General features: G+C 71.8%; 18 protein-coding genes. 15 read left to right on the top strand and 3 right to left on the bottom strand.

Going from position 1 to position 18,952, the window contains the following annotated elements:
* The first annotated feature begins 20 nt into the window (after positions 1–20).
* The 13 genes from AN478_RS04040 (at position 21) to AN478_RS03980 (ending at position 12,364) form a co-directional block, all read left to right on the top strand.
* Positions 21–500 carry a Na+/H+ antiporter subunit E gene (locus AN478_RS04040; RefSeq protein ID WP_054965337.1) on the top strand — a complete coding sequence of 160 codons (480 nt, stop codon included), beginning with the start codon at positions 21–23 and terminating at the stop codon, positions 498–500.
* A complete protein-coding gene (locus AN478_RS04035; protein ID WP_054965336.1) occupies positions 497–769 on the top strand; it encodes a hypothetical protein in 273 nt (90 codons plus the stop codon). Before AN478_RS04040 ends, AN478_RS04035 begins: the two co-directional genes overlap by 4 nt.
* Positions 762–1,055 (top strand): cation:proton antiporter, encoded by a 294-nt coding sequence (locus tag AN478_RS04030; RefSeq protein ID WP_054965335.1) that lies wholly within the window; start codon positions 762–764, stop codon positions 1,053–1,055. Before AN478_RS04035 ends, AN478_RS04030 begins: the two co-directional genes overlap by 8 nt.
* Positions 1,052–1,984 (top strand): hydrogenase subunit MbhD domain-containing protein, encoded by a 933-nt coding sequence (locus AN478_RS14665; RefSeq protein ID WP_054965334.1) that lies wholly within the window; start codon positions 1,052–1,054, stop codon positions 1,982–1,984. The genes AN478_RS04030 and AN478_RS14665 overlap by 4 nt, the downstream gene beginning before the upstream one ends.
* On the top strand, positions 1,981–2,283 hold the full coding sequence (locus AN478_RS04020) for a cation:proton antiporter subunit C (protein WP_074471379.1): 303 nt from the start codon (positions 1,981–1,983) through the stop codon (positions 2,281–2,283). Before AN478_RS14665 ends, AN478_RS04020 begins: the two co-directional genes overlap by 4 nt.
* Before the next feature lie 13 nt (positions 2,284–2,296).
* The gene (locus tag AN478_RS04015) at positions 2,297–3,754 is read left to right on the top strand and encodes a complex I subunit 5 family protein (protein ID WP_231627330.1); all 1,458 of its coding nucleotides are present in this window, start codon (positions 2,297–2,299) and stop codon (positions 3,752–3,754) included.
* Positions 3,751–5,238, top strand: coding sequence for a complex I subunit 5 family protein (locus AN478_RS04010; RefSeq protein WP_054965333.1), 1,488 nt, complete (start codon positions 3,751–3,753; stop codon positions 5,236–5,238). Before AN478_RS04015 ends, AN478_RS04010 begins: the two co-directional genes overlap by 4 nt.
* Entirely contained in the window at positions 5,235–6,962 is a 1,728-nt protein-coding gene (locus tag AN478_RS04005) for a complex I subunit 5 family protein (RefSeq protein ID WP_054965332.1), read from the top strand. The genes AN478_RS04010 and AN478_RS04005 overlap by 4 nt, the downstream gene beginning before the upstream one ends.
* A 163-nt stretch (positions 6,963–7,125) precedes the next feature.
* The gene (locus AN478_RS04000) at positions 7,126–7,626 is read left to right on the top strand and encodes a GlcG/HbpS family heme-binding protein (protein ID WP_054965331.1); all 501 of its coding nucleotides are present in this window, start codon (positions 7,126–7,128) and stop codon (positions 7,624–7,626) included.
* A gap of 263 nt (positions 7,627–7,889) precedes the next feature.
* Entirely contained in the window at positions 7,890–8,696 is an 807-nt protein-coding gene (locus AN478_RS03995; protein ID WP_054965330.1) for a hypothetical protein, read from the top strand.
* 1 nt (position 8,697) lies between these two features.
* On the top strand, positions 8,698–9,741 hold the full coding sequence (locus AN478_RS03990) for an extracellular solute-binding protein (RefSeq protein WP_054965329.1): 1,044 nt from the start codon (positions 8,698–8,700) through the stop codon (positions 9,739–9,741).
* On the top strand, positions 9,738–11,240 hold the full coding sequence (locus AN478_RS03985) for an ABC transporter permease (protein ID WP_054965328.1): 1,503 nt from the start codon (positions 9,738–9,740) through the stop codon (positions 11,238–11,240). The genes AN478_RS03990 and AN478_RS03985 overlap by 4 nt, the downstream gene beginning before the upstream one ends.
* Positions 11,241–11,254: 14 nt before the next feature.
* Positions 11,255–12,364 carry an ABC transporter ATP-binding protein gene (locus AN478_RS03980; RefSeq protein ID WP_074471380.1) on the top strand — a complete coding sequence of 370 codons (1,110 nt, stop codon included), beginning with the start codon at positions 11,255–11,257 and terminating at the stop codon, positions 12,362–12,364.
* 83 nt (positions 12,365–12,447) lie between these two features.
* Here AN478_RS03980 and AN478_RS03975 read toward each other — a convergent pair whose 3' ends face one another.
* Both AN478_RS03975 and AN478_RS03970 read right to left on the bottom strand, forming a co-directional pair.
* Positions 12,448–12,930 carry a single-stranded DNA-binding protein gene (locus AN478_RS03975; protein ID WP_054965327.1) on the bottom strand — a complete coding sequence of 161 codons (483 nt, stop codon included), beginning with the start codon at positions 12,928–12,930 and terminating at the stop codon, positions 12,448–12,450.
* A 46-nt stretch (positions 12,931–12,976) separates the two neighbouring features.
* The gene (locus AN478_RS03970) at positions 12,977–14,377 is read right to left on the bottom strand and encodes an MFS transporter (RefSeq protein WP_317622990.1); all 1,401 of its coding nucleotides are present in this window, start codon (positions 14,375–14,377) and stop codon (positions 12,977–12,979) included.
* Positions 14,378–14,529: 152 nt separating this feature from the next.
* Between AN478_RS03970 and uvrA the strand changes: the two genes are divergently transcribed.
* On the top strand, positions 14,530–17,379 hold the full coding sequence (gene uvrA / locus AN478_RS03965; RefSeq protein ID WP_054965325.1) for an excinuclease ABC subunit UvrA: 2,850 nt from the start codon (positions 14,530–14,532) through the stop codon (positions 17,377–17,379).
* Positions 17,380–17,403: 24 nt separating this feature from the next.
* Here uvrA and AN478_RS03960 read toward each other — a convergent pair whose 3' ends face one another.
* On the bottom strand, positions 17,404–17,706 hold the full coding sequence (locus AN478_RS03960; protein ID WP_054965324.1) for a hypothetical protein: 303 nt from the start codon (positions 17,704–17,706) through the stop codon (positions 17,404–17,406).
* A gap of 481 nt (positions 17,707–18,187) precedes the next feature.
* Here AN478_RS03960 and AN478_RS03955 point away from each other — a divergent pair, with 481 nt between their 5' ends.
* Positions 18,188–18,898 (top strand): sulfite exporter TauE/SafE family protein, encoded by a 711-nt coding sequence (locus tag AN478_RS03955; protein ID WP_054965522.1) that lies wholly within the window; start codon positions 18,188–18,190, stop codon positions 18,896–18,898.
* Positions 18,899–18,952: the final 54 nt, after the last annotated feature.

Genomic DNA, 18,952 nt, shown 5'->3' with positions numbered 1-18,952 from the left:
GAGCAAACGCGGGAGGAAACGTGGTCAGGAGCCTCCTCCTCGCAGCGACTCTTGCCCTCCTCTGGGCCCTCCTCACCGGCGGGTCCGCCGCCTCCTGGGCCCTGGGCCTTCCCTTCATCGCGGCGGCCGTGGGCCTGGCCGCCCGCCTCCAGGCGGGGCCGGCCTTCGCCCTGCGGCCCCTGGCGGCAGCCGCCTTCCTCCCCGTGTTCCTGCTGCTGTCCCTACGCGGCGGCTGGGATGTGGCCATGCGGGCCTTCCGGCCGGCCCTGCCCCTCGCCCCGGGCCGGATCACCTACCCCTGCCGGCTGCCGGCGGGTCCGCCGCGCCTCCTCTTCGGCAACGTCCTCAGCCTCCTGCCCGGGACCCTCTTTCTCGCCGACCGGGCGGGGGATCTGGACATCCACGTCCTGGACCGAACCGCCCCCCTGACCCGGAATCTGGCCTCCCTGGAGACGTGGATCGCCCGCCTGTTCGGCATCGCCCTGGAGCCTCCGGAATGATCGCCGAGGGCCCCGCCCTGCTCCTGCTCCTCATCTCCAGCATCGGCCTGGTACGGCTCGTCTACGGCCCGGGGCCGGTGGACCGCATGCTGGTGGCCCTGCTCCTGGGCACCACGGGGGCGGGGGTGGTGCTCCTGCTGAGCCTGGGCGAGGGTGCCGCCGACGCCCGCACCGTGGCGCTGGTCCTGGTGCTGCTGGCGGCCATCTCCGGGGTGGCCTTCGTGCGCCGCTACGTCGCCGCCGAGCCGGAGGAGGACCCCGATGACTGACCTGCTGGCCTTTGGCCTCATTGGTGCCGGTCTTTTCTTTTTTGCGGCCGGCACGGTGGCCCTGCTGCGCTTCCCGGACACCCTGACGCGCCTGCACGCCCTTACCAAGGCGGACAACCTGGGCCTGGGCCTGGTGGCCCTGGGCCTGGCCCTGCGCGCGGGGGAGGCGGCTACCGCCGCCCTGCTGGTGCTCATATGGCTGCTGGCGCTGGCCGCCAGTGCTTCCCTCGCCACGCTGCTCGGCCGCGCCGCCGTTCGGCGGGACCCCGGGGAGCCGGGCCCTTGAGCCTCGGCTGGGCCCTCGACGGCCTCCTGGCCGGGCTGCTGCTGTGGCTGGCGTGGCGACTGCTGCGCGTGGACGACCTATTCCAGGCGGGGGTCCAGTTCATCGTCTTCGGCCTCCTGCTGGCGGTGGTCTGGCTGCGCCTCGAGGCGCCCGACCTGGCCCTGGCGGAGGCGGCCATCGGGGCCGGGGTCACCGGCGCCTTGTTCCTGAATACCCTGGCCGGGGTGGAGACCCACCCCGCCGACCCGGAGCCGACGGCGGACCGCTGGACCGCCGCCTCCCTGTGGCTGGCCGGGCTGCTGGCGGCCCTCCTGGGCGGGCTGATGGTGGTGCTGGTGGCCCGGCTGCTGCTGGGGTCCCCGCCGGAGCCTCCCGCCCTGGGGGAGCCCGGCAAGATCACCAATCCGGTGACCCGGGTGCTGCTCGATGCGCGCAGCTACGACACCCTGCTGGAGACCGCAGTGCTGGTGGAGGCCCTCATGGGAATCTGGATCCTGGGCCGCCCCCTGATCGCCACCCCCGCCCCGGCCCCCTACGTGCTCCGCGGCCTGGTCCGGGTCCTAGCCCCCGTCATGGTGGTGGTGGCGGGGGCCCTGCTGTGGAACGGCTCATCCCAGACCGGCGGGGCCTTCCAGGCCGCCGCGGTCCTGGCGGCGGCGGGCATCCTGCTCCGCCTCGCCGGCCATCCGCTGCCTCTGCTGGCCCCGCCGCGGCGCCGCGCGGCGCTGGCGACCTTCGGCACCCTGGTCTTCGTCGCCGTGGGCATGGGGGTGATGGCCCGCACGGGCGGCTTCCTGGACTACCCCGAGCCGCTGCGCTACGTCCTGGTGGTAACCATCGAGACCGCCGCCACCCTCTCCATTGCAGCTGTGCTGGTACTCCTCTTCGAGACCACCGGCCCGCGGCCCCTACCGGAGTCCTCCCCGTGAGCCCTGGCCCCGACCTGATCCACGGCGTCGCCGGCGCCCTGCTGTTCGCCCTGGGCATCCACGCCCTCCTGGTGCGGGAGCGCTTCCTGCGCAAGGTGTTGGGCCTGAACGTGTCCGGTAGCGGGGTGTTCCTGATCCTGGTGGCCACGGCCTACCGGGAGGAGGGCCCGCCGGACCCCGTCCCCCACGCCATGGTCCTCACCGGCCTCGTGGTGGCGGTAAGCGCCACCGCTTTGGCCCTGGCCCTGATCCGCCGCATCCATTCGGTGGAAGGCGGCCACCGCCCGGGCGAGGAGTAGGCCCTTGCTCGCCGTGGTCGCCCTCCCGATGCTGCCCCTGGCCGTGGCCCTGCTTGTCTTCGTCTTCCCGGAGCTGCGGCGCTGGGCGGCGGTGGCGGGCACGGCCGGGATCGCTGCCGCCCTGGCGGCGGCGGGCGGGGAGGTGGCGACGGAGGGCGCCCGGCGCTACGCCATCGGCGGCTGGCCCGCGCCACCGGGGATCGCGCTGCTGGCCGATCCCCTGAGCGTGCTGTTGCTGGGCCTCACCACCGTGGTCAGCGGCGCGGCCACCTTCTACGCCCTGGGCTACTGGGCCGGCCACCGCGACCCCGACGGCCGCCCGGATCCCAGGGAGCGGGCCTTCTGGCCCCTGTGGTGGATGCTCTGGGCGGGCCTGAACGCCCTGTTCCTCGCCGGGGACGCCTTCAACGCCTACGTGGCCCTGGAGGTGCTCAGCCTGGCGGCGGTGGCCCTGGTGGCGGTGGCGGGCGATGCCGGGGCCCTACGCGCCGCCCTGCGCTATCTGCTGGTGAGCCTGGCGGGCTCCCTGGCCTACCTGGCCGGCGTGGCCCTGCTGTACGCCGAGCACGGCCTCCTGGACCTGGCCTCCCTGGCGGAGGCCGTGGAGCCGGGCCCCGAGGCCGTGGGGGCCCTGGCCGTGATCACCGCCGGCCTGCTGATGAAGACCGCCCTGTTCCCCCTGCACTTCTGGCTGCCCGGCGCGCACAGCCGGGCCCCCGGCCCGGTGAGCGCGGTGCTCTCCGGGCTGGTGGTCAAGGCCGGCTTCTTCCTGCTCCTGCGCTACTGGTTCTGGGTGTACGGGGGCTGGGAGGTGGCCACGGGCACCGCCCTCATCGGCTCCCTGGGGGCCGTGGCCGTGCTCTGGGGCTCCGTGCAGGCGCTGGCGGCGCTGCGCCTCAAACTCCTGGTGGCCTACTCCACCGTGGCCCAGCTCGGCTACCTGTTCCTCGCCTTCGCCCTGATCAGCGAGCCCGGTGTGGCGGGAAACCTGGGCCAGGAGGGTGCCCTCTATCTGGCCCTCTCCCACGGCCTCGCCAAGGGCGGGGCGTTTTTGATGGCCGGCACCTGCCTGTGGGCGGCGGGCAACGACCGGCTGGAGGGGATCGGGGACACCCTGCGGCAGCTCCCGGTTTCCACGGCGGCCTTCGCCCTGGCGGGGATCAGCCTCATCGGCCTGCCACCCACCGGCGGCTTTGTGGGCAAGTGGCTGCTGCTCCGGGCCATGGCCGAATCCGAGGCCTGGGTGTGGCTGGCGGTGATCGCCGCCGGCACCTTCCTGGCCACCGGCTACATCTTTCGGGTCCTGGTCCCGGTGTTCCAGGCCGGCACGGAGCCGCCTCCGCTGGAGCGTACCCCGCCCCGCATCATGGAGGTCTCCGCACTGCTACTGGCCGTGGCGGCGGTAGGCATGGGCTTTCTCGCCCCGGTGTTCGAGCCCCTCATGCTCGGCCTGCAAGGCCCGTCCCCATGAGCCCGGGCGCCCTGCTCCCCCTGGCGGCGGTGCTCTCGGCCTTGGGCCCGGGCATCGTCATCGCCTTCCTGCCGGAAACGCGCCACGGGCTGCGCACCGTTCTGAACCTCGCCGGAGCCCTGCTGCAGGTGGGGGTGGTGACCCTGCTGGTGGCGGAGGCGGCCCGCGGCAACGCCTACACCGTCCGCATCCCGTTCGTGGTTGGCACCGAGATCCTGCTGCAGACCGACCCGCTGGCCCTGCTGCTGGCCGGCCTGTCGGCGGCGCTCTGGCTGCTGACCACCATCTACGCCATCGGTTACCTGGAGGGATCCCCCCACCGCAGCCGCTTTTTCAGCTTCTTCAGCCTGTGCGTGAGCGCCACCCTGGGCTTGGCTCTGGCGGGCAACCTGTTCACCTTCTTCGTCTTCTACGAGCTGCTCACCCTGGCCACCTATCCGCTGGTGGTCCACCGCGGCACGGACGAGTCCGTACGCGCCGGCCGCGTTTACCTCGGCTACACCCTGGCCGGCGGCCTGGCGCTGCTGGTGGGGATGGCGTGGCTCACCCAGATCGCCGGGCCGGTGGAGTTCGAGCCCGGCGGGGTGCTGACGGAGGGCGCCGCCGACCCGGCCACCCTTGCCGTCATCTTCGCCCTGCTGGTGGGGGGCATGGGGGTCAAGGCGGGCCTGGTCCCCCTGCACGGCTGGCTGCCAGTGGCCATGATCGCCCCGGCTCCGGTGAGCGCCCTTCTCCACGCGGTGGCGGTGGTCAAGGCCGGCGCCTTCGGCATCGTACGGGTGGTGGACGAGGTCTACGGGATCGCGCTGGTGACGTCGCTCGGTCTGGCGACGCCGCTGGCCCTGCTCGCCACCGTTACCATCCTCTACGGCTCCCTGCGCGCGCTGGCCCAGGACTACCTCAAGCGGCGCCTGGCCTATTCCACGATCAGCCAGGTGGCCTACATCACCCTGGGCGTGGCCCTGGGCGGGGCCACCGCCACCATGGGCGGCCTGATGCACCTGGTCCACCAGGGCATCATGAAGATCACCCTGTTCTTCTGCGCCGGCGCCCTCGCCGAGACCCTGGGGGTGCACCGCATCTCCGAGATGGCCGGGGTCGGCCGGCGCATGCCCGGGACCATGGCCGCCTTTACCGTGGGGGCGCTGGGCATGATCGGCGCCCCGCCCACCGCCGGGTTCATCACCAAGTGGTACCTGGGCCTGGGCGGCCTAGGGGTAGAGAAGCCCTGGGTGGTGGGGGTGCTGGCCCTGAGCGGTCTGCTCAACGCCGCCTACTTCCTGCCCGTCCTCTACGTGGCCTGGTTCAAGCCCCCCGAGCGGGAGTGGCCGGCGTCCGGACGCCGCCTGGAGGCCCACTGGATGCTGCTGGCCCCGCCGCTGGTAACCGCCGTGCTGGCCCTACTGCTCGGCCTCCTCGCCAGCACCCCCTTCAGCGCCCTGCAGTGGGCCCGGCTCATCAGCTTCCGGGAGGTGGCGCCGTGACGCCGCTCGCCGACCTGGCACCCGCCAGGGCAGAGGCCCTGCTGGCGCTCGCCTGGCTGGCGCCCCTGGCGGGACTGGCCACCCTGGCCCTGTCCGGGCGCCGCGCCCTGGCCCTCGCCCCGCTCTGGGGCCTGCCCGGCCTGGCCGCCGCCCTGCTCCTGCCCGACGGCGCCGCTTTGCAGCTGCCGTGGGTGCTCACCGGCATCCGGCTGGAAATGGACCCGGTAGGCCGCGTGTTCCTGCTGCTGGCGGCCTTCCTGTGGACGGCCGCCGCCGGCTTCGCCCGCGGCTACCTGGACGGGAAGCCCGGGACGCGGCGCTTCCTGGGCTTCTACCTGTTGTGCATGGCCGGCAACCTGGGTCTCACCGTGGCCCAGGATCCGCCGGCCTTCCTCGCCTTCTTCTCCCTCATGGGCCTGTCGGCCTACGGGCTGATCATCCACACCGGAACGCCATTCACCCGGCGGGCGGCCAATGTCTATCTGGGGGCGGCGGTGACTGGGGAGATGGCCGTGCTCGCCGGCCTGCTGTTCACCGTCGGCGGAGGCCTGGGCTCGCCCTGGTGGGAGGTCCTGCTGGTGGTGGGCCTGGGCGTGAAGGCGGGGCTCCTGCCGCTGCATTTCTGGCTGCCCCTTGCCCACCCGGCGGCACCCTCCCCGGCCAGCGCCGTGCTCTCCGGCACCATGATCAAGGCCGGGCTCCTGGGCTGGCTGCGCTTCCTGCCGCTGGGAGAGGCGGCGTTGCCGGGCCTGGGCGCCTATCTGATGGCCATGGGCCTGGCCGGGGCCTTCCTGATGGTGGCGGTGGGCCTGCCGCAGCGCGACCCCAAGACCGTGCTGGCCTATTCCAGCATCAGCCAGATGGGCTGGCTGGCGGGGGCCGTGGGGGTGGGGCTGGCGGCGCCCGCCGCCTGGGGCGCACTCCTGCCCGCGGTCCTGGCCTACGCCCTCCACCACGGCCTGGCCAAGGGGGCGCTGTTCCTGAGCACCGGCCTGCAAGGTGCCCGGTACCCCGGCCGCGCCGCCCGGGCCGCCCTGGGTGCGGCCTTCGTCCTCCCCGCCCTGACCATCGCCGGCCTGCCCGGGACCTCCGGCGCCGCGGCCAAGACCGGGCTCAAGGAGGCCCTCAAGGAGGCCCCCGGACTGGCGGCGGTCCCCTTCGAGCTCCTGCTGGGCCTCGGGGCCGCCGCCACCACCCTGCTCATGGCCCGTTTCCTGTTCCTCCTGGGCCGTGCCGAGCCGCAAGCCCCGCCGGGCGGTTGGTTGCTGGGCCCGTGGCTCGCCACCGTGGCCGCCTCCCTGGCCCTGACCTGGGTGTGGGGGCCCCTGCGCGCCTGGCAGCTCAAGACCCTGGCACCCGCCGAGCTGGTCGGGGCCCTCTGGCCGGTGACGGCGGGCGCCTTGCTGGCGCTGGCCGGGGCGGGGGTCGCCCGCCGCTGGGGACCGCTCCCCACCGGCACCGTACCGGCGGGCGACCTGTACGTGGCAGCGGCCGCCGGGCTGCGGTGGCTCAGGGGCCGGACCACCGGGGCCCGGGCGGCCCTGTTCCGGCTGGGACGGGCCATGGACGGCACCTGGGCCACCCTGTACGCCATGACGTGGCGCCCCTGGCGACGGCGGATCCTGGCCACGGACCGATGGGGCTGGGGGACCAGCGGCACCGCCTTCCTGCTCCTCATGGGCGCGGTGGCCTGGGCCGTGCTCGCCAGCCTCTACGGCTCCTGACCCGATCACGGCGGTTCCGCCAGCCCGGGCGCGTGCCCCCTTGGGGCCTCTTCCGCATTGCCCCGGGCGAACGGCCCCACTATGTTGGAGGAAAAGGGGAATCCATTTCCCACGCGATTGGGTCCGTGTCGCCGGAAGCGGCCCGGCCTGAAAGGAGTCAGCCATGCCTCGCACCGCCCTTTCCCTCCTGGCAGGGGCCTCGCTGGTCCTGACCTCCCTCTCGGCTCCGGCCGCGGAGGGCACCTTCAACACCCCCGGGCTGGTGCCCGAGACCGCCATGAAGGCCGTGGAGGCGGCCATGACGGAATGCCGGGACCGCGACGCCCAGGTGACCGCGGCCGTGGTGGACCGCGGGGGCAATACCCAGGCCCTGAAGCGGGACCGGTTCGCCGGACCGCACACCACCGAGACCGCCGTGAGCAAGGCCTGGACCGCCATCAGCTTCCGCACCGACACCCTGGAGCTACGGGACATGGCCGGTCCCGGCGACGAGGCCTACGGCATCCAGCACCTGCCCCGGGTCACCGTGCTCGGCGGCGGCAAGATCATCGAGACCGGGGGCCGGATCGTGGCCGGCATCGGGGTCTCCGGGGCCCCCAGCGGCACGATCGACGACGAATGCGCCGCCGCCGGGATCGACGCCATCCGCGAGGACCTGATGTAGCCGCCGCCTGCCGGCCCGCCCCGAGAGGGCGGGCCCGGCGGGGGCAAGCCCTTCCACCGCCGCGCCTCCTCCCGGGGCGGCGCAATTCCCTGCCGCGCTTGCCCGAAAACCCCACGAACCCCCTGCTCATCCCTGAAAAACATCCTTCTCCTGTACCCGGCGGCCTCCGGGCGTAATGGCGCACCGCATCTGGGGGTTTACAGGAGAATGAAAATGAGTTTTATTTCCTGGATCGAACGGAGCAATCACCCGGAGGGTTTGGCATGGCACAGCGGTTCGGCGGTACGGCTATCCTGGCGGGGGGGCTGCTCGCCGGCGCCCTCCTGACGCCCGGGCTGGCCCTGGGCCACGGGGAGAAGGGCGAGCACGTCGAGGAATTCCAGGACCACCTCGACGACTACGGCGCGGACGTCCGGAAGCTCGGCCGGCATCTGGACACCCTCGCGGAGCGGTACGCCCAGGGAGAGGACGTGGCCGCCGAGGTGGACGGCTTCGTGGAGAAATGGGAAGCGGTGCAGTACCATGCGGCGGTCGAGGAAGTGGCCACGCCCCTGTATCCCCCCATCTGGCAGGCCATCAGCGGCCTGCGGCAGGCGGTCGAGGAGGGGGAGGACCCCGGCGTGGTGCGTGAGCGCGCCGACCGGCTGACCGCCGCCCTGCACGAGGGCCTGGGCGGACTCAAGCTCAAGGCCGGGATGGAGGGGGACGGTGCGTCCCGGGCGGCCGAGGGCGACAAGGCCGCGGGCCCGGAGGCCTCCTTCGCCCGCATCCGGGAAGGGCTCGACCACGCCGTGGAAGAGTACGCCGATGGCCACTCCGAGGACGCCAAAAAGCACATCCACGACGCCTACTTCAACGAGTTCGAGGGGCTCGAGGGCGGCCTGATCGAGCAGGATCCGGATCTCGTCGCTCGCCTCGAAGAGGACTTCAACGGCGAACTCCCGGGGCTGATCGACCAGGGTGCGCCCGTGGAGGAGGTTCGGGCCAAGGTGGACGAGATGAAGGACGCCCTGGGCCGCTCGGAAGAGCTCCTGAAAGAGGCGGACAAGGACCAGAACGAGGTTTTCTAGCATGGACCGCCGCACCTTCCTGAGGGGCGCCACGGCCCTGGGAGCCCTGGGGGCCACGGCTCCCCTCCTCGGCTGCTACGGCGGCGGGAGCGAGGCGCCCCCCGCCCTGTCCGTCGAGGATCTGCCCGAGCTAAAAGGGGATCTGACGGTCTATCTAGGGCGCGGGGAAGGCGGCCTGTACACCAAGGTGGTGGAGGCCATCCGCGACCGGAACCCGGACCTCAACCTGGAGCTGCGGCGCGGGCCGTCCTCCTCCCTGGCCAATACCCTGGTGGCCGAGGCCGAGCGCGGCGGCGCGCGCGCCGACCTGTTCTGGGCCGTGGACACCAGCTCGCTGGGCCAAGTGATCGACCGCGGCCTGGCGAGCCCCATCCCCGCCGAGCTGCGCAACCGGCTCAAGACGCCCTTCCGCTTCGAGCGCATGGCCCCCATCTCCGGGCGCGTGCGGACACTGGCCTACAACACCGAGCGCCTGAAGCCGGAGGATCTCCCCGATAGCATCATGGCGCTGCCCGAGTCCGGCCTGGAAGTGGGCTGGGCGCCGGCCTACGGCGCCTTCCAGTCCTTCGTCACCGCCATGCGGCTGCTGGAGGGCGAGGAAGCCACCCTGGACTGGCTCGAGGCCATGAAGCCCAACGCCAAGGAGTACGCCGGTGAGCTGGGCGCGGTCCTGGCCACCTCCCAGGGCGAGGTGGACCTGAGTCTGGCCAACCACTACTACACCCTGCGGCTCAAGGCCGGGAAGCCCGACGCCAAGGTGGATCTGGCCTTCACCCGGAAGGATGCCGGTTCCCTGGTCAACACCTCCGGGGTGGCGGTGCTCAAGCCCGGCGAGACCGCCCACAACTTTATCCGCTACCTGCTGTCCCGGGAGGTGCAGGGCTACCTGGCCCGGGAAGCCTACGAGATCCCCCTGGTGCCGGAAGTCCCCACGCCGGAGGCGCTACCGGCCATGGATGAGATCCAGGCGCCGCGGGTGGATCTCACCCGGCTTGGCGACCTGCAGCCCACCCTCGATCTCATGCGGCGCGCGGGGGTGCTGTGACCCGCGCCCCGATCGTCCTCGGCCTGAGCGCCCTGGTGGCGGCCGCCGCCCTGACCCCGGTGGCGGTGCTGCTGGGGATGGGCGTCGGCGCCGACGTGGCCCTGGGCGCCCGCACCCTGGAGGTGGCGGCCAACAGCCTGCTGCTCACCGGCCTAACCGTGGTGGGGGCCATCCTGGTGGGGGTGCCCCTGGCGTTCGTCACCGCCTACGCCGACCTGCCCGGCCGCCGGGTGTGGACGGGGCTGCTGGCGGCCCCCCTGGCGGTGCCCAGCTACCTGGGGGCATTCGCCTACTTCGCGGGCTTCGGCCCGGGCGGCGAGATCCAGGCCCTTACCGGCCTGCCGCTGCCCAACGTGGACGGCCTGGCCGGAGGCACCCTGGTGATGACGCTGTACACCTACCCCTTCGTGCTACTGGCCACGCGGGCGGCCCTGCGCAACCTGGACGCCAGCACGCTGGAGGCGGCGCGCACGCTGGGCATGCCCCTGCGCCAGGCGCTGTGGCGGGTGGTGCTGCCGCGGGCGCGCAACAGCGTGGCGGCGGGCGGGCTGCTGGTGGCGCTGTACACCCTGTCCGATTTCGGCACCCCGGCCATCATGCGGGTGGACACCTTCACCCGGGTGATCTTCGTGGAGTACAACGCCTTCGGCCTGGACCGCGCGGCGTGGCTGTCCATCGCCCTGCTGGCGCTGGTGGCGGTGGTGCTGTTCCTGGAGTCGCGGGTGGGCGCGGTGCGCGAGGCCCCGGGCCGGCCGCCGGAGCTGGCCCTGGGGCGGGCGGGCAAGGCGCTGGCAATGGCCGGCATGGTGCTGGTGCTGACCGCGGCCCTCGCCGTCCCCATCGGCGTCTTCGGGCTGTGGCTGGTGCGCGAGGGCGGCGCCGGCTTCGACCCGGCCACCCTGATGAACTCCGCCACCGCCTCGCTGCTGGCCGCCCTGGCGGCGGTGGCGGCCGCCCTGCCGGTGGCCTACGCCGCCACCACCGGCCGCCTGGGCCGGCTGCTGGAGCGGGCGGCCTACGTGGGCTTTGGGGTGCCGGGGATCGTCCTGGGAACCGCGCTGGTGGTGGTGGGTCTGAACCTGGACTTCCTCTACCAGTCCCTGGCGCTGCTGGTGTTCGCCTACGTGGTGCGCTTCCTGCCGCTTGCGGTGGGGAACATCCGGGCCCCGCTGGAGCGCGCCGAGGGCAGCCTGGTGGGCGCCGCGCGCTCGCTGGGGGCCGGCCCGGGCGAGGCCTTCCGGCGGGTGACCCTGCCGCTGATCCTGCCCGGCCTGCTGGCCGCCGCGGCGCTGGTGTTCCTGGAGGCCATGCGCGAGCTGCCGGCCACCCTGCTGCTACGGCCCACCGGCTTCGAGACGCTGGCCACCCACCTGTGGCGGGTCTACGAGGCGGGCTACTTCGGGCGCGGGGCTGTGCCCGCGCTGTTCCTGGTGCTGGTTTCCGGGGCGGCGGTGGCGCTCATGCTGAAGGGGGAGAGAAGCCGGATGGACCTGACCTGACCGAGGACGAGGCGATGCTGGAGATCGACAAGCTCAACGTGACCTACGGCGACGAGGTCGCCGTGCGCGACGTGAGCCTCACCGCCGCCGAAGGCGAGATCGTAACCCTGCTGGGGCCCACCGGCTGCGGCAAGACCACCACCCTCCGGGTAGTGGCCGGCTTGGTGCCGCCCACCAGCGGCACGGTGCGCATCGGCGGTCGCACGGTCAGCGGCCCTAGCGTCTTCGTCCCCCCGGAGCAGCGCCGTACCGGCTTGGTGTTCCAGGACTTCGCCCTGTTCCCCCACCTGACCGTGGCCCAGAATGTGGGCTTCCGCCTGCGGCGCTCGGACCCCGTGGACCATTGGCTGGAGTGGCTGGGGCTGGGCGCACAGCGTGACGCCTATCCGGAGGAGCTGTCCGGCGGCCAGAAACAGCGGGTCGCCCTGGCCCGCTGTCTGGCCCACCAGCCGGAGCTGGTCCTGCTCGACGAGCCCCTGTCCAACCTCGACGCCTCGCTCAAGGACAGCCTGCGCTGGGAGATCCGCGCCGCCCTGAAGGAAGCCGGCGTGCCCGCCATCTGGGTGACCCACGACCAGTCGGAAGCGCTGTCCATCGGTGACCGCGTGGGGGTCATGCACGACGGCCGGCTGGAGCAGATCGCCCCGCCCGAGGAATGCTTCCGCGATCCCGCCACCCGCTTCGTGGCCGAGTTCCTCGGCGAGGCATCCTTCCTGGCGGGGGAGGCCGCCGACGGCACGGTCACCACCCCCATCGGGCAGGCCCCTGGTCACGGTGCCATGGGTTCGGTGGAGGCCTTGGTGCGTCCCGACGACCTCGCCCTGCAGGCCGCCGAGGCCGGCAACGGAGTGGTTGCCTGGTCCCGCTACGAGGGCGGCAGCCGCCTGTTCGGCGTGGACCTGCAGTGCGGCGCCCGGGTCCGGATCCGGACCAACCACGAGGTCCACCACGCCCCGGGCGACCGCGTGGCCGTCACCATCGCGGCCGGCCACGGACTGGCGCTGTTCCCCGCCGCCCGGGAAGAGGATCCGGACCAGCCCACCCACGCGGTCCAGCCCTTCCCGGGGAGCGGGGACGAGGCCACCGAGGCCTTGACCCCCACAGCCGCCCGGTCCGGGGGCTAAGGGCGAGACCTTTTCGCTCCCAACCCAAAAGGCCCGGCTCTAGCCGGGCCTTTTGGATTTCCGGTTCTCGGTCGGGGTGTTTTTTAGAACGGAATATCGTCCTCGAAATCCTGATCGAAGTCGGGCTGGCCGCCGCCTCCGGACCCGCCGCCCTGCGGGGCGGTCTGGTCGAAGTCGGAGGGGGCCGACTGGTCCCAGCCCCCGCCGCCCCGGCCACCGCCGCCGGAGCCGCCCCCGCCGAGCATCTGCATCTCGTTGGCCACCACCTCGGTGGAGTAGCGATCCTGGCCGTTGTTGTCCTGCCACTTGCGGGTCTGCAGGCGGCCCTCGATGTAGACCTGGGAGCCCTTGCGCAGGTACTCGCCGGCGATCTCCGCCAGGCGGGAGAACATCACCACGCGGTGCCACTCGGTCTCTTCCTGCTGCTGGCCGTCCCGGCCCCGGTAGCGCCGGGTGGTGGCCAGGCTGATGTTGGCCACCGCGTTGCCGTTGGTGGTGTAGCGGATCTCGGGATCCCGTCCCAGATTCCCGATCAGGATGACCTTGTTCACGCCGCCGCTGGCCATGATGCTCCCCTTCCTTGTGTGCTGTTCGTTACCGCGTCCGCCCCGGCTACCCGGCCGCCTCGGCCTCCGCCCGGACCCAGTCCAGGACCTCGCCCAGGGCCTCCTCGTCGAGCCGCTGCCGGTCCACCTTGCAGTAGGCGGTGCCCTCGTCGGCGAACACCCGCGCCTCCACCATGCCCTCGATCTCCTGCAGGGCGCGCTCCAGCTCCCGGGCCTCTCCCGGCTCCAGGGCGCCCACGGCGATCAGGCGGGTGGATACATGATGGGGCACGGGGCCGGATAGGGCCACCCCCAGCCAGAGCAGGGCCACCACCGCGCCGATCAGGAACACCCCCTCCGGTCCGTAGGCCCCCGCCACCGCGCCGCCCAGGGTGCCGCCCAGGAAGGCGCCGAAGAACTCTGCCACGTTGTAGACCCCCACGGCCGTCCCCTTGGCCGCCGCCGGGGCGGCCTTGGAGATGAGGGAGGGCAGGCTGGCCTCCAGGACGTTGAAGCCGGTGAAGAAGGCCACCAAGGCCAGGCCCAGGCTCCACGGTCCCGGGGGCAGCCAGGCCAACAGGAGCAGGGCGGCCAACAGCACGACGATGGCCCCCAGGAACACCGGCTGCATGAGACGCCGCGCCTCGGCCAGGAACACCAGGGGGAACATGAGGACGAAGGAGGCCAGCACCACCGGCAGGTACAGGATCCATTGCCACGAGGTGGCCAAGCCCACCTCCTCCACCAGCACGGGCGGGATCACCACGAACAGGGCGGTGAGCACCAGGTGCAGAGCGAAGATGCCGAAGTCCAGCCGCAGCAGGGTGGGGTTACGGAGGATGCTCCCCAGCATCTCCCGGGACAGCTCGGCGTCCCGGTGGCGGCCGGAATGCTCCGGCTCCGGCACCACCAGGTACACCACCCCGATGGCCCCCGCCGACAGCACCGCGGTGAGCCAGAAGATGCCGGGCACGCCGATCCAGTGCTCCAGGGTGGGCCCCAGCACCAGGGAGACGGCGAAGGAAACGCCGATGGTCATGCCGATCAGCGCCATGGCCCGGGTACGGGTCTCTTCCCGGGTCAGGTCGGCGACCATGGCGATCACGGCCGCGCCGATGGCCCCGGCACCCTGAAGGACGCGCCCGAGCAGGAGCAGATAGATGTTGTCGGCCATGGCCGCCAGCACGGAGCCCCCGGCGAACAGCAACAGCCCAAAGGCGATCACCGGCTTGCGGCCCAGCCGATCGGAGGCGGCGCCGAAGGGGATCTGGAGGAGGGCCTGGGTCAGGCCGTAGGCGCCGATGGCCGTGCCCACCAGCAGCGGGGTGGCGCCGGGCAGGTCGTGGGCGTAGAGGCTGAGGACGGGAAGGATGAGGAAGAGTCCAAGCATCCGGAGGCCGAAGATCCCCGCCAGCGACAGGGAGGCCCGACGCTCGGCCGGGGACATTACGGTCTTTTCCTCGCTCAAGAACGGTACTCCTGGGGTTCCTCCTGGCGGGCTTTGCCCCTCCCGCGCGAAAGGGGCTATGATACCTCGTTTCCCCGGCCCGGCATAACGGCCGGCCACACCCTGATTCCTACGGCCCGCCCCGGCGGGCCCCTCCAGCACAACGGATAACCATGGACTGGATCCAGGTCCGCGGCGCGCGCACCCACAACCTGAAGAACATCAATGTGGACATCCCGCGGGACCGGCTGGTGGTCATCACCGGGGTCTCCGGGTCCGGCAAGTCCTCGCTCGCCTTCGACACCCTCTACGCCGACGGCCAGCGGCGCTACGTGGAAAGCCTCTCCGCCTACGCCCGGCAGTTCCTCAACATGATGAGCAAGCCGGAGGTGGAGTCCATCGAAGGGCTGTCGCCGGCCATCTCCATCGAGCAAAAGACCGCCTCCCACAACCCCCGCAGCACGGTGGGCACGGTCACCGAGATCTACGACTACCTGCGGCTGCTCTTCGCGCGGGTGGGCCAGCCGGTGTGCTATTCCTGCGGCAAGCCCATCCGCGCCCAGACCGTCACCCAGATGGTGGACCAGGTGCTGGGCATGGAGGAGGGCACGCGCATCCACGTGCTCGCGCCCATCGTGCGCGGGCGCAAGGGCGAGCACCGCGAGCTGCTGGAGAAGGTGCGCGCCCAGGGCTTCATCCGGGCGCGGGTGGACGGCGAGATGGTGGAGCTCGACGGCGGCATCCCGGAGCTCGACGGCAAGCGCGCCCACCAGGTGGAGCTGGTGGTGGACCGGCTCAAGGTCCGCGAGGACGCCCGCAACCGGCTGGCCGAGTCCCTGGAGACCGCCCTGCGCTACGGCGAGGGGCTGGCCCAGGTTCAGGTGCTCGACGGCCCGGAGCTGTTGTTCTCCGAGCGCTTCGCCTGCCCGGACTGCAACGTCTCCTATCCGGACCTCGAGCCCCGGATGTTCTCCTTCAACAACCCCCACGGCGCCTGCCCCACCTGCGACGGCCTGGGGGTGATCAGCTCCTTCGACTCGCAGCGGGTCATCCCGCACACGGACTGGACCCTGCGCGAGGGCGCCATCCGCCCCTGGGACAAGCGCCACAGCCATTTCTACTTCCAGATGCTGGAGGCGCTCGGGGAGCACTACGGCTTCGACACCGAGACCCCCTTTGAGCGGCTGCCCGAGGAGGCGCAGCGGGTCATCCTCTACGGCTCCGGCGAGGAGAAGATCCGCTTCACCTTCGAGTCGGAGTCGGGGAGCGCCCACTACCGGGACATGCCCTTCGAGGGCGTGATCCCCAACCTGGATCGGCGCTACCGCGAGACCGAGTCGGCGGCGGTCCGCGAGGACCTGGCCAAGTACATCACCGAGGAGCCCTGCCCCGACTGCGGCGGCGCGCGCCTGCGCATCGAGGCCCGCAACGTGCTGGTGGGCGGGCGGGCCATTCACGAGGTCACGCGCGACCCCGTGCACCGCACCCTGGACTTCTTCCGGGAGCTGGACCTGCACGGCAGCCGCGCCCAGATCGCCGAGCGCATCCTCAAGGAGATCAACGACCGCCTGTCGTTCCTGGTGGACGTGGGCCTGAACTACCTGACTCTGGACCGGTCGGCGGATACCCTGTCCGGCGGCGAGGCGCAGCGCATCCGGCTGGCCAGCCAGATCGGCGCCGGCCTGGTAGGCGTCATGTACGTGCTCGACGAACCCTCAATCGGCCTCCACCCGCGCGACAACGACCGCCTGCTCGGCACGCTCAAACACCTGCGTGACCTGGGCAACACGGTGATCGTGGTGGAGCACGACGAGGAGGCCATCCGCGCCGCCGACCATGTGGTGGACATGGGCCCCGGCGCCGGCACCCACGGCGGCGAGGTGGTGGCCACCGGCATGCCGGACGAGGTGGCGCGCAACGCCGATAGCCTCACCGGCGCCTACCTCTCCCGCCGCGAGGAGATCGCCATCCCCGCGGAGCGCCACCCGCCCGAGGACGGCTACACCCTCACGGTGGAAGGGGCGCGCGGCAACAACCTGGACGACGTCAGCGTGGACATCCCCCTGGGGCTGTTCTCCTGCATCACCGGGGTCTCCGGCTCCGGCAAGTCCACGCTCATCAACGAGACCCTGGCCAAGGGCGTCTCGCGCGAGCTCCACGGCGCCCGCGCCCAGCCCGCGCCGCACGACGCCATCCACGGCCTGGAGCGCATCGACAAGATCGTCAACATCGACCAGTCGGCCATCGGCCGGACGCCCCGCTCCAATCCGGCCACCTACACCGGCATCTTCACCCCCGTTCGCGAGCTGTTCGCCGGCACCCAGGAGGCCCGTACCCGCGGCTACAAGCCCGGGCGGTTCTCCTTCAACGTCAAGGGCGGGCGCTGCGAGGCCTGCCAGGGGGAGGGGGTGATCAAGGTGGAGATGCACTTCCTGCCCGACGCCTTCGTGCCGTGCGACGAGTGCGAAGGCAAGCGCTACAACCGGGAGACCCTGGAGGTACGCTACAAGGGCAAGAACATCCACGAGGTGCTGGAGATGACCATCGAGGAGGCGCGGGAGTTCTTCGACCCCGTGCCGGCGGTGGCCAACAAGCTCCAGACCCTGATGGATGCGGGTCTGTCCTACGTCAAGCTGGGCCAGAGCGCCACCACCCTGTCCGGCGGCGAGGCGCAGCGGGTCAAACTGGCCCGCGAGCTGTCCCGCCGCGACACCGGCCGCACCCTGTACATCCTCGACGAGCCCACCACCGGCCTGCACTTCGACGACATCCGGCAGCTGCTCTCGGTGCTGCACCGCCTGCGGGACCACGGCAACACGGTGCTGGTGATCGAGCACAATCTGGACGTCATGAAGACCGCCGACTGGATCATCGACCTCGGCCCGGAGGGCGGCGAGGGAGGCGGGCGGATCCTGGCCACCGGCACGCCCGAGGATGTAACCCGCGAACCGGAGAGCCACACCGGGCGCTACCTCGCCGAGGTCCTCTCCCACCGGCTGGGACCCGCTACCGCCGCCCGCTGAGGTTCCGGTACCCGGGAGTCCCCCTCAGTCCTTCAGGGGAATCTCCTCCTCACCGGGATACTGGCGGTCGGGCCGCACGGACCGGCGCCGGTTGCTCTCCGGGGCGTTGCGGGTATCGGCCTCGGCGCTTCTCAGGGTGAGCACGGCCCAGGTGGTGGCGGCCACCCAGAAGAAGGCCGCCAGCGACAGCCACACCACGTTCCAGGACGGGGCCAGAAAGAGGGTGGTCAGGGCCGCCAGCCAGAAGATCGCTATGGGCGGCGCGGTGTGACAGCCGAGCCGACAGACCGAGGCGGGCGGGACAGCGACGGCCAACAGGTAACGCATGCGGACAACCTCCTCCCTTGCGGGGTCGTGCCTTGACCCGTGTCAAGACACGGTCCATGGCTCCAATGTATCCCCCCACTCCCCCTTTGGCTACCGTCGCGAACCCCTACCCCGTTCCGATCCGGACACCCCTTGTCCCGTTTGGAGCAATGCGATAGCCTAGGAACAGTGTCGCAAGAAACGAACACCCCGGCCCGATGCCGGTTGCAGCGTAGCGACGGTTTTGGCATCGGGTTTGCAAAGGGAAGGGCGAGGCCATAGCGAGGGCCAAGCCCTCCCTTGGATGCCTTCGGGCATCGACATTTCGGTTGGTTTAGGGTCGTTCGCGGCCCGGTGGAGCGGTTGCCGGTTTCCCCCCCCTTTTCCCGGCCCGCTCCATTTTTTTGTCCGAATTCCCATACTCGCAATAAGGTTATGGATTCCTGCCCGGGGATGGCTTACCCTTCCCCCTTTCCGGCATGCGGAGCATTCCCCCTTGGAGATGGAAGCCCTCACCCTTTCCGCCGCCTTCCTGGTGGGCCTGCTGGGCGGCCCGCACTGCGCCACCATGTGCGGCGGCATCACGGCCACCCTCACCTTCGGCCTGGACGAGCGCATCCGCGCTTCGGTATGGCGGCAGCTGCCCTTCCTGGCGGCCTACAATCTGGGCCGCGTCGCCAGCTACACCGTGGCCGGCGTCCTCGCCGGGGCCCTTGGCACCGCCCTTGCTTTAGGGACCCCGCACGAGACCGGCCCGGTCATCCTGCGCAGCCTGGCCGGGATCATCATGGTGGCCCTGGGCCTGTACATCGGCGGCTGGTGGCCCTCCTTCAGCCGGGTGGAGCGCATCGGCATGCCCCTGTGGCGGCGCCTGGAGCCGCTCGGCCAGCGTCTGCTCCCCGTCCAGGGTGTGGGGACCGCTCTGGGGCTCGGCGCCGTCTGGGGCTGGTTGCCCTGCGGCATGGTGTACATGGTCCTGGTGCAGTCCCTCACCGCCGGCGGGGCGGCCCAGGGCGGCCTGCTCATGCTAGCCTTCGGCCTGGGCACGCTGCCCAACCTCATGGCCATGGGCATGTTCGCCGCCGCCCTGGGCCGCTGGCTCGGCAACCCCTGGGTGCGCCGGGCGGCCGGGGCCCTGCTCGTCGGGTTCGGCCTGTGGACCCTGTGGATGGTTTTCGGCGGCGGCCACGGCGGCATGGGGAACGGCCACTGAGCGGCACAGCCCCATGCATGAGAACCCTTTTCGCGCTACGCTAGGCCGGACCGC

The sequence above is a fragment of the Thiohalorhabdus denitrificans genome (genome assembly GCF_001399755.1).
Taxonomy (GTDB): Bacteria; Pseudomonadota; Gammaproteobacteria; order Thiohalorhabdales; family Thiohalorhabdaceae; genus Thiohalorhabdus; species Thiohalorhabdus denitrificans.
This window is presented reverse-complemented; position numbering and strand designations above follow the sequence as displayed.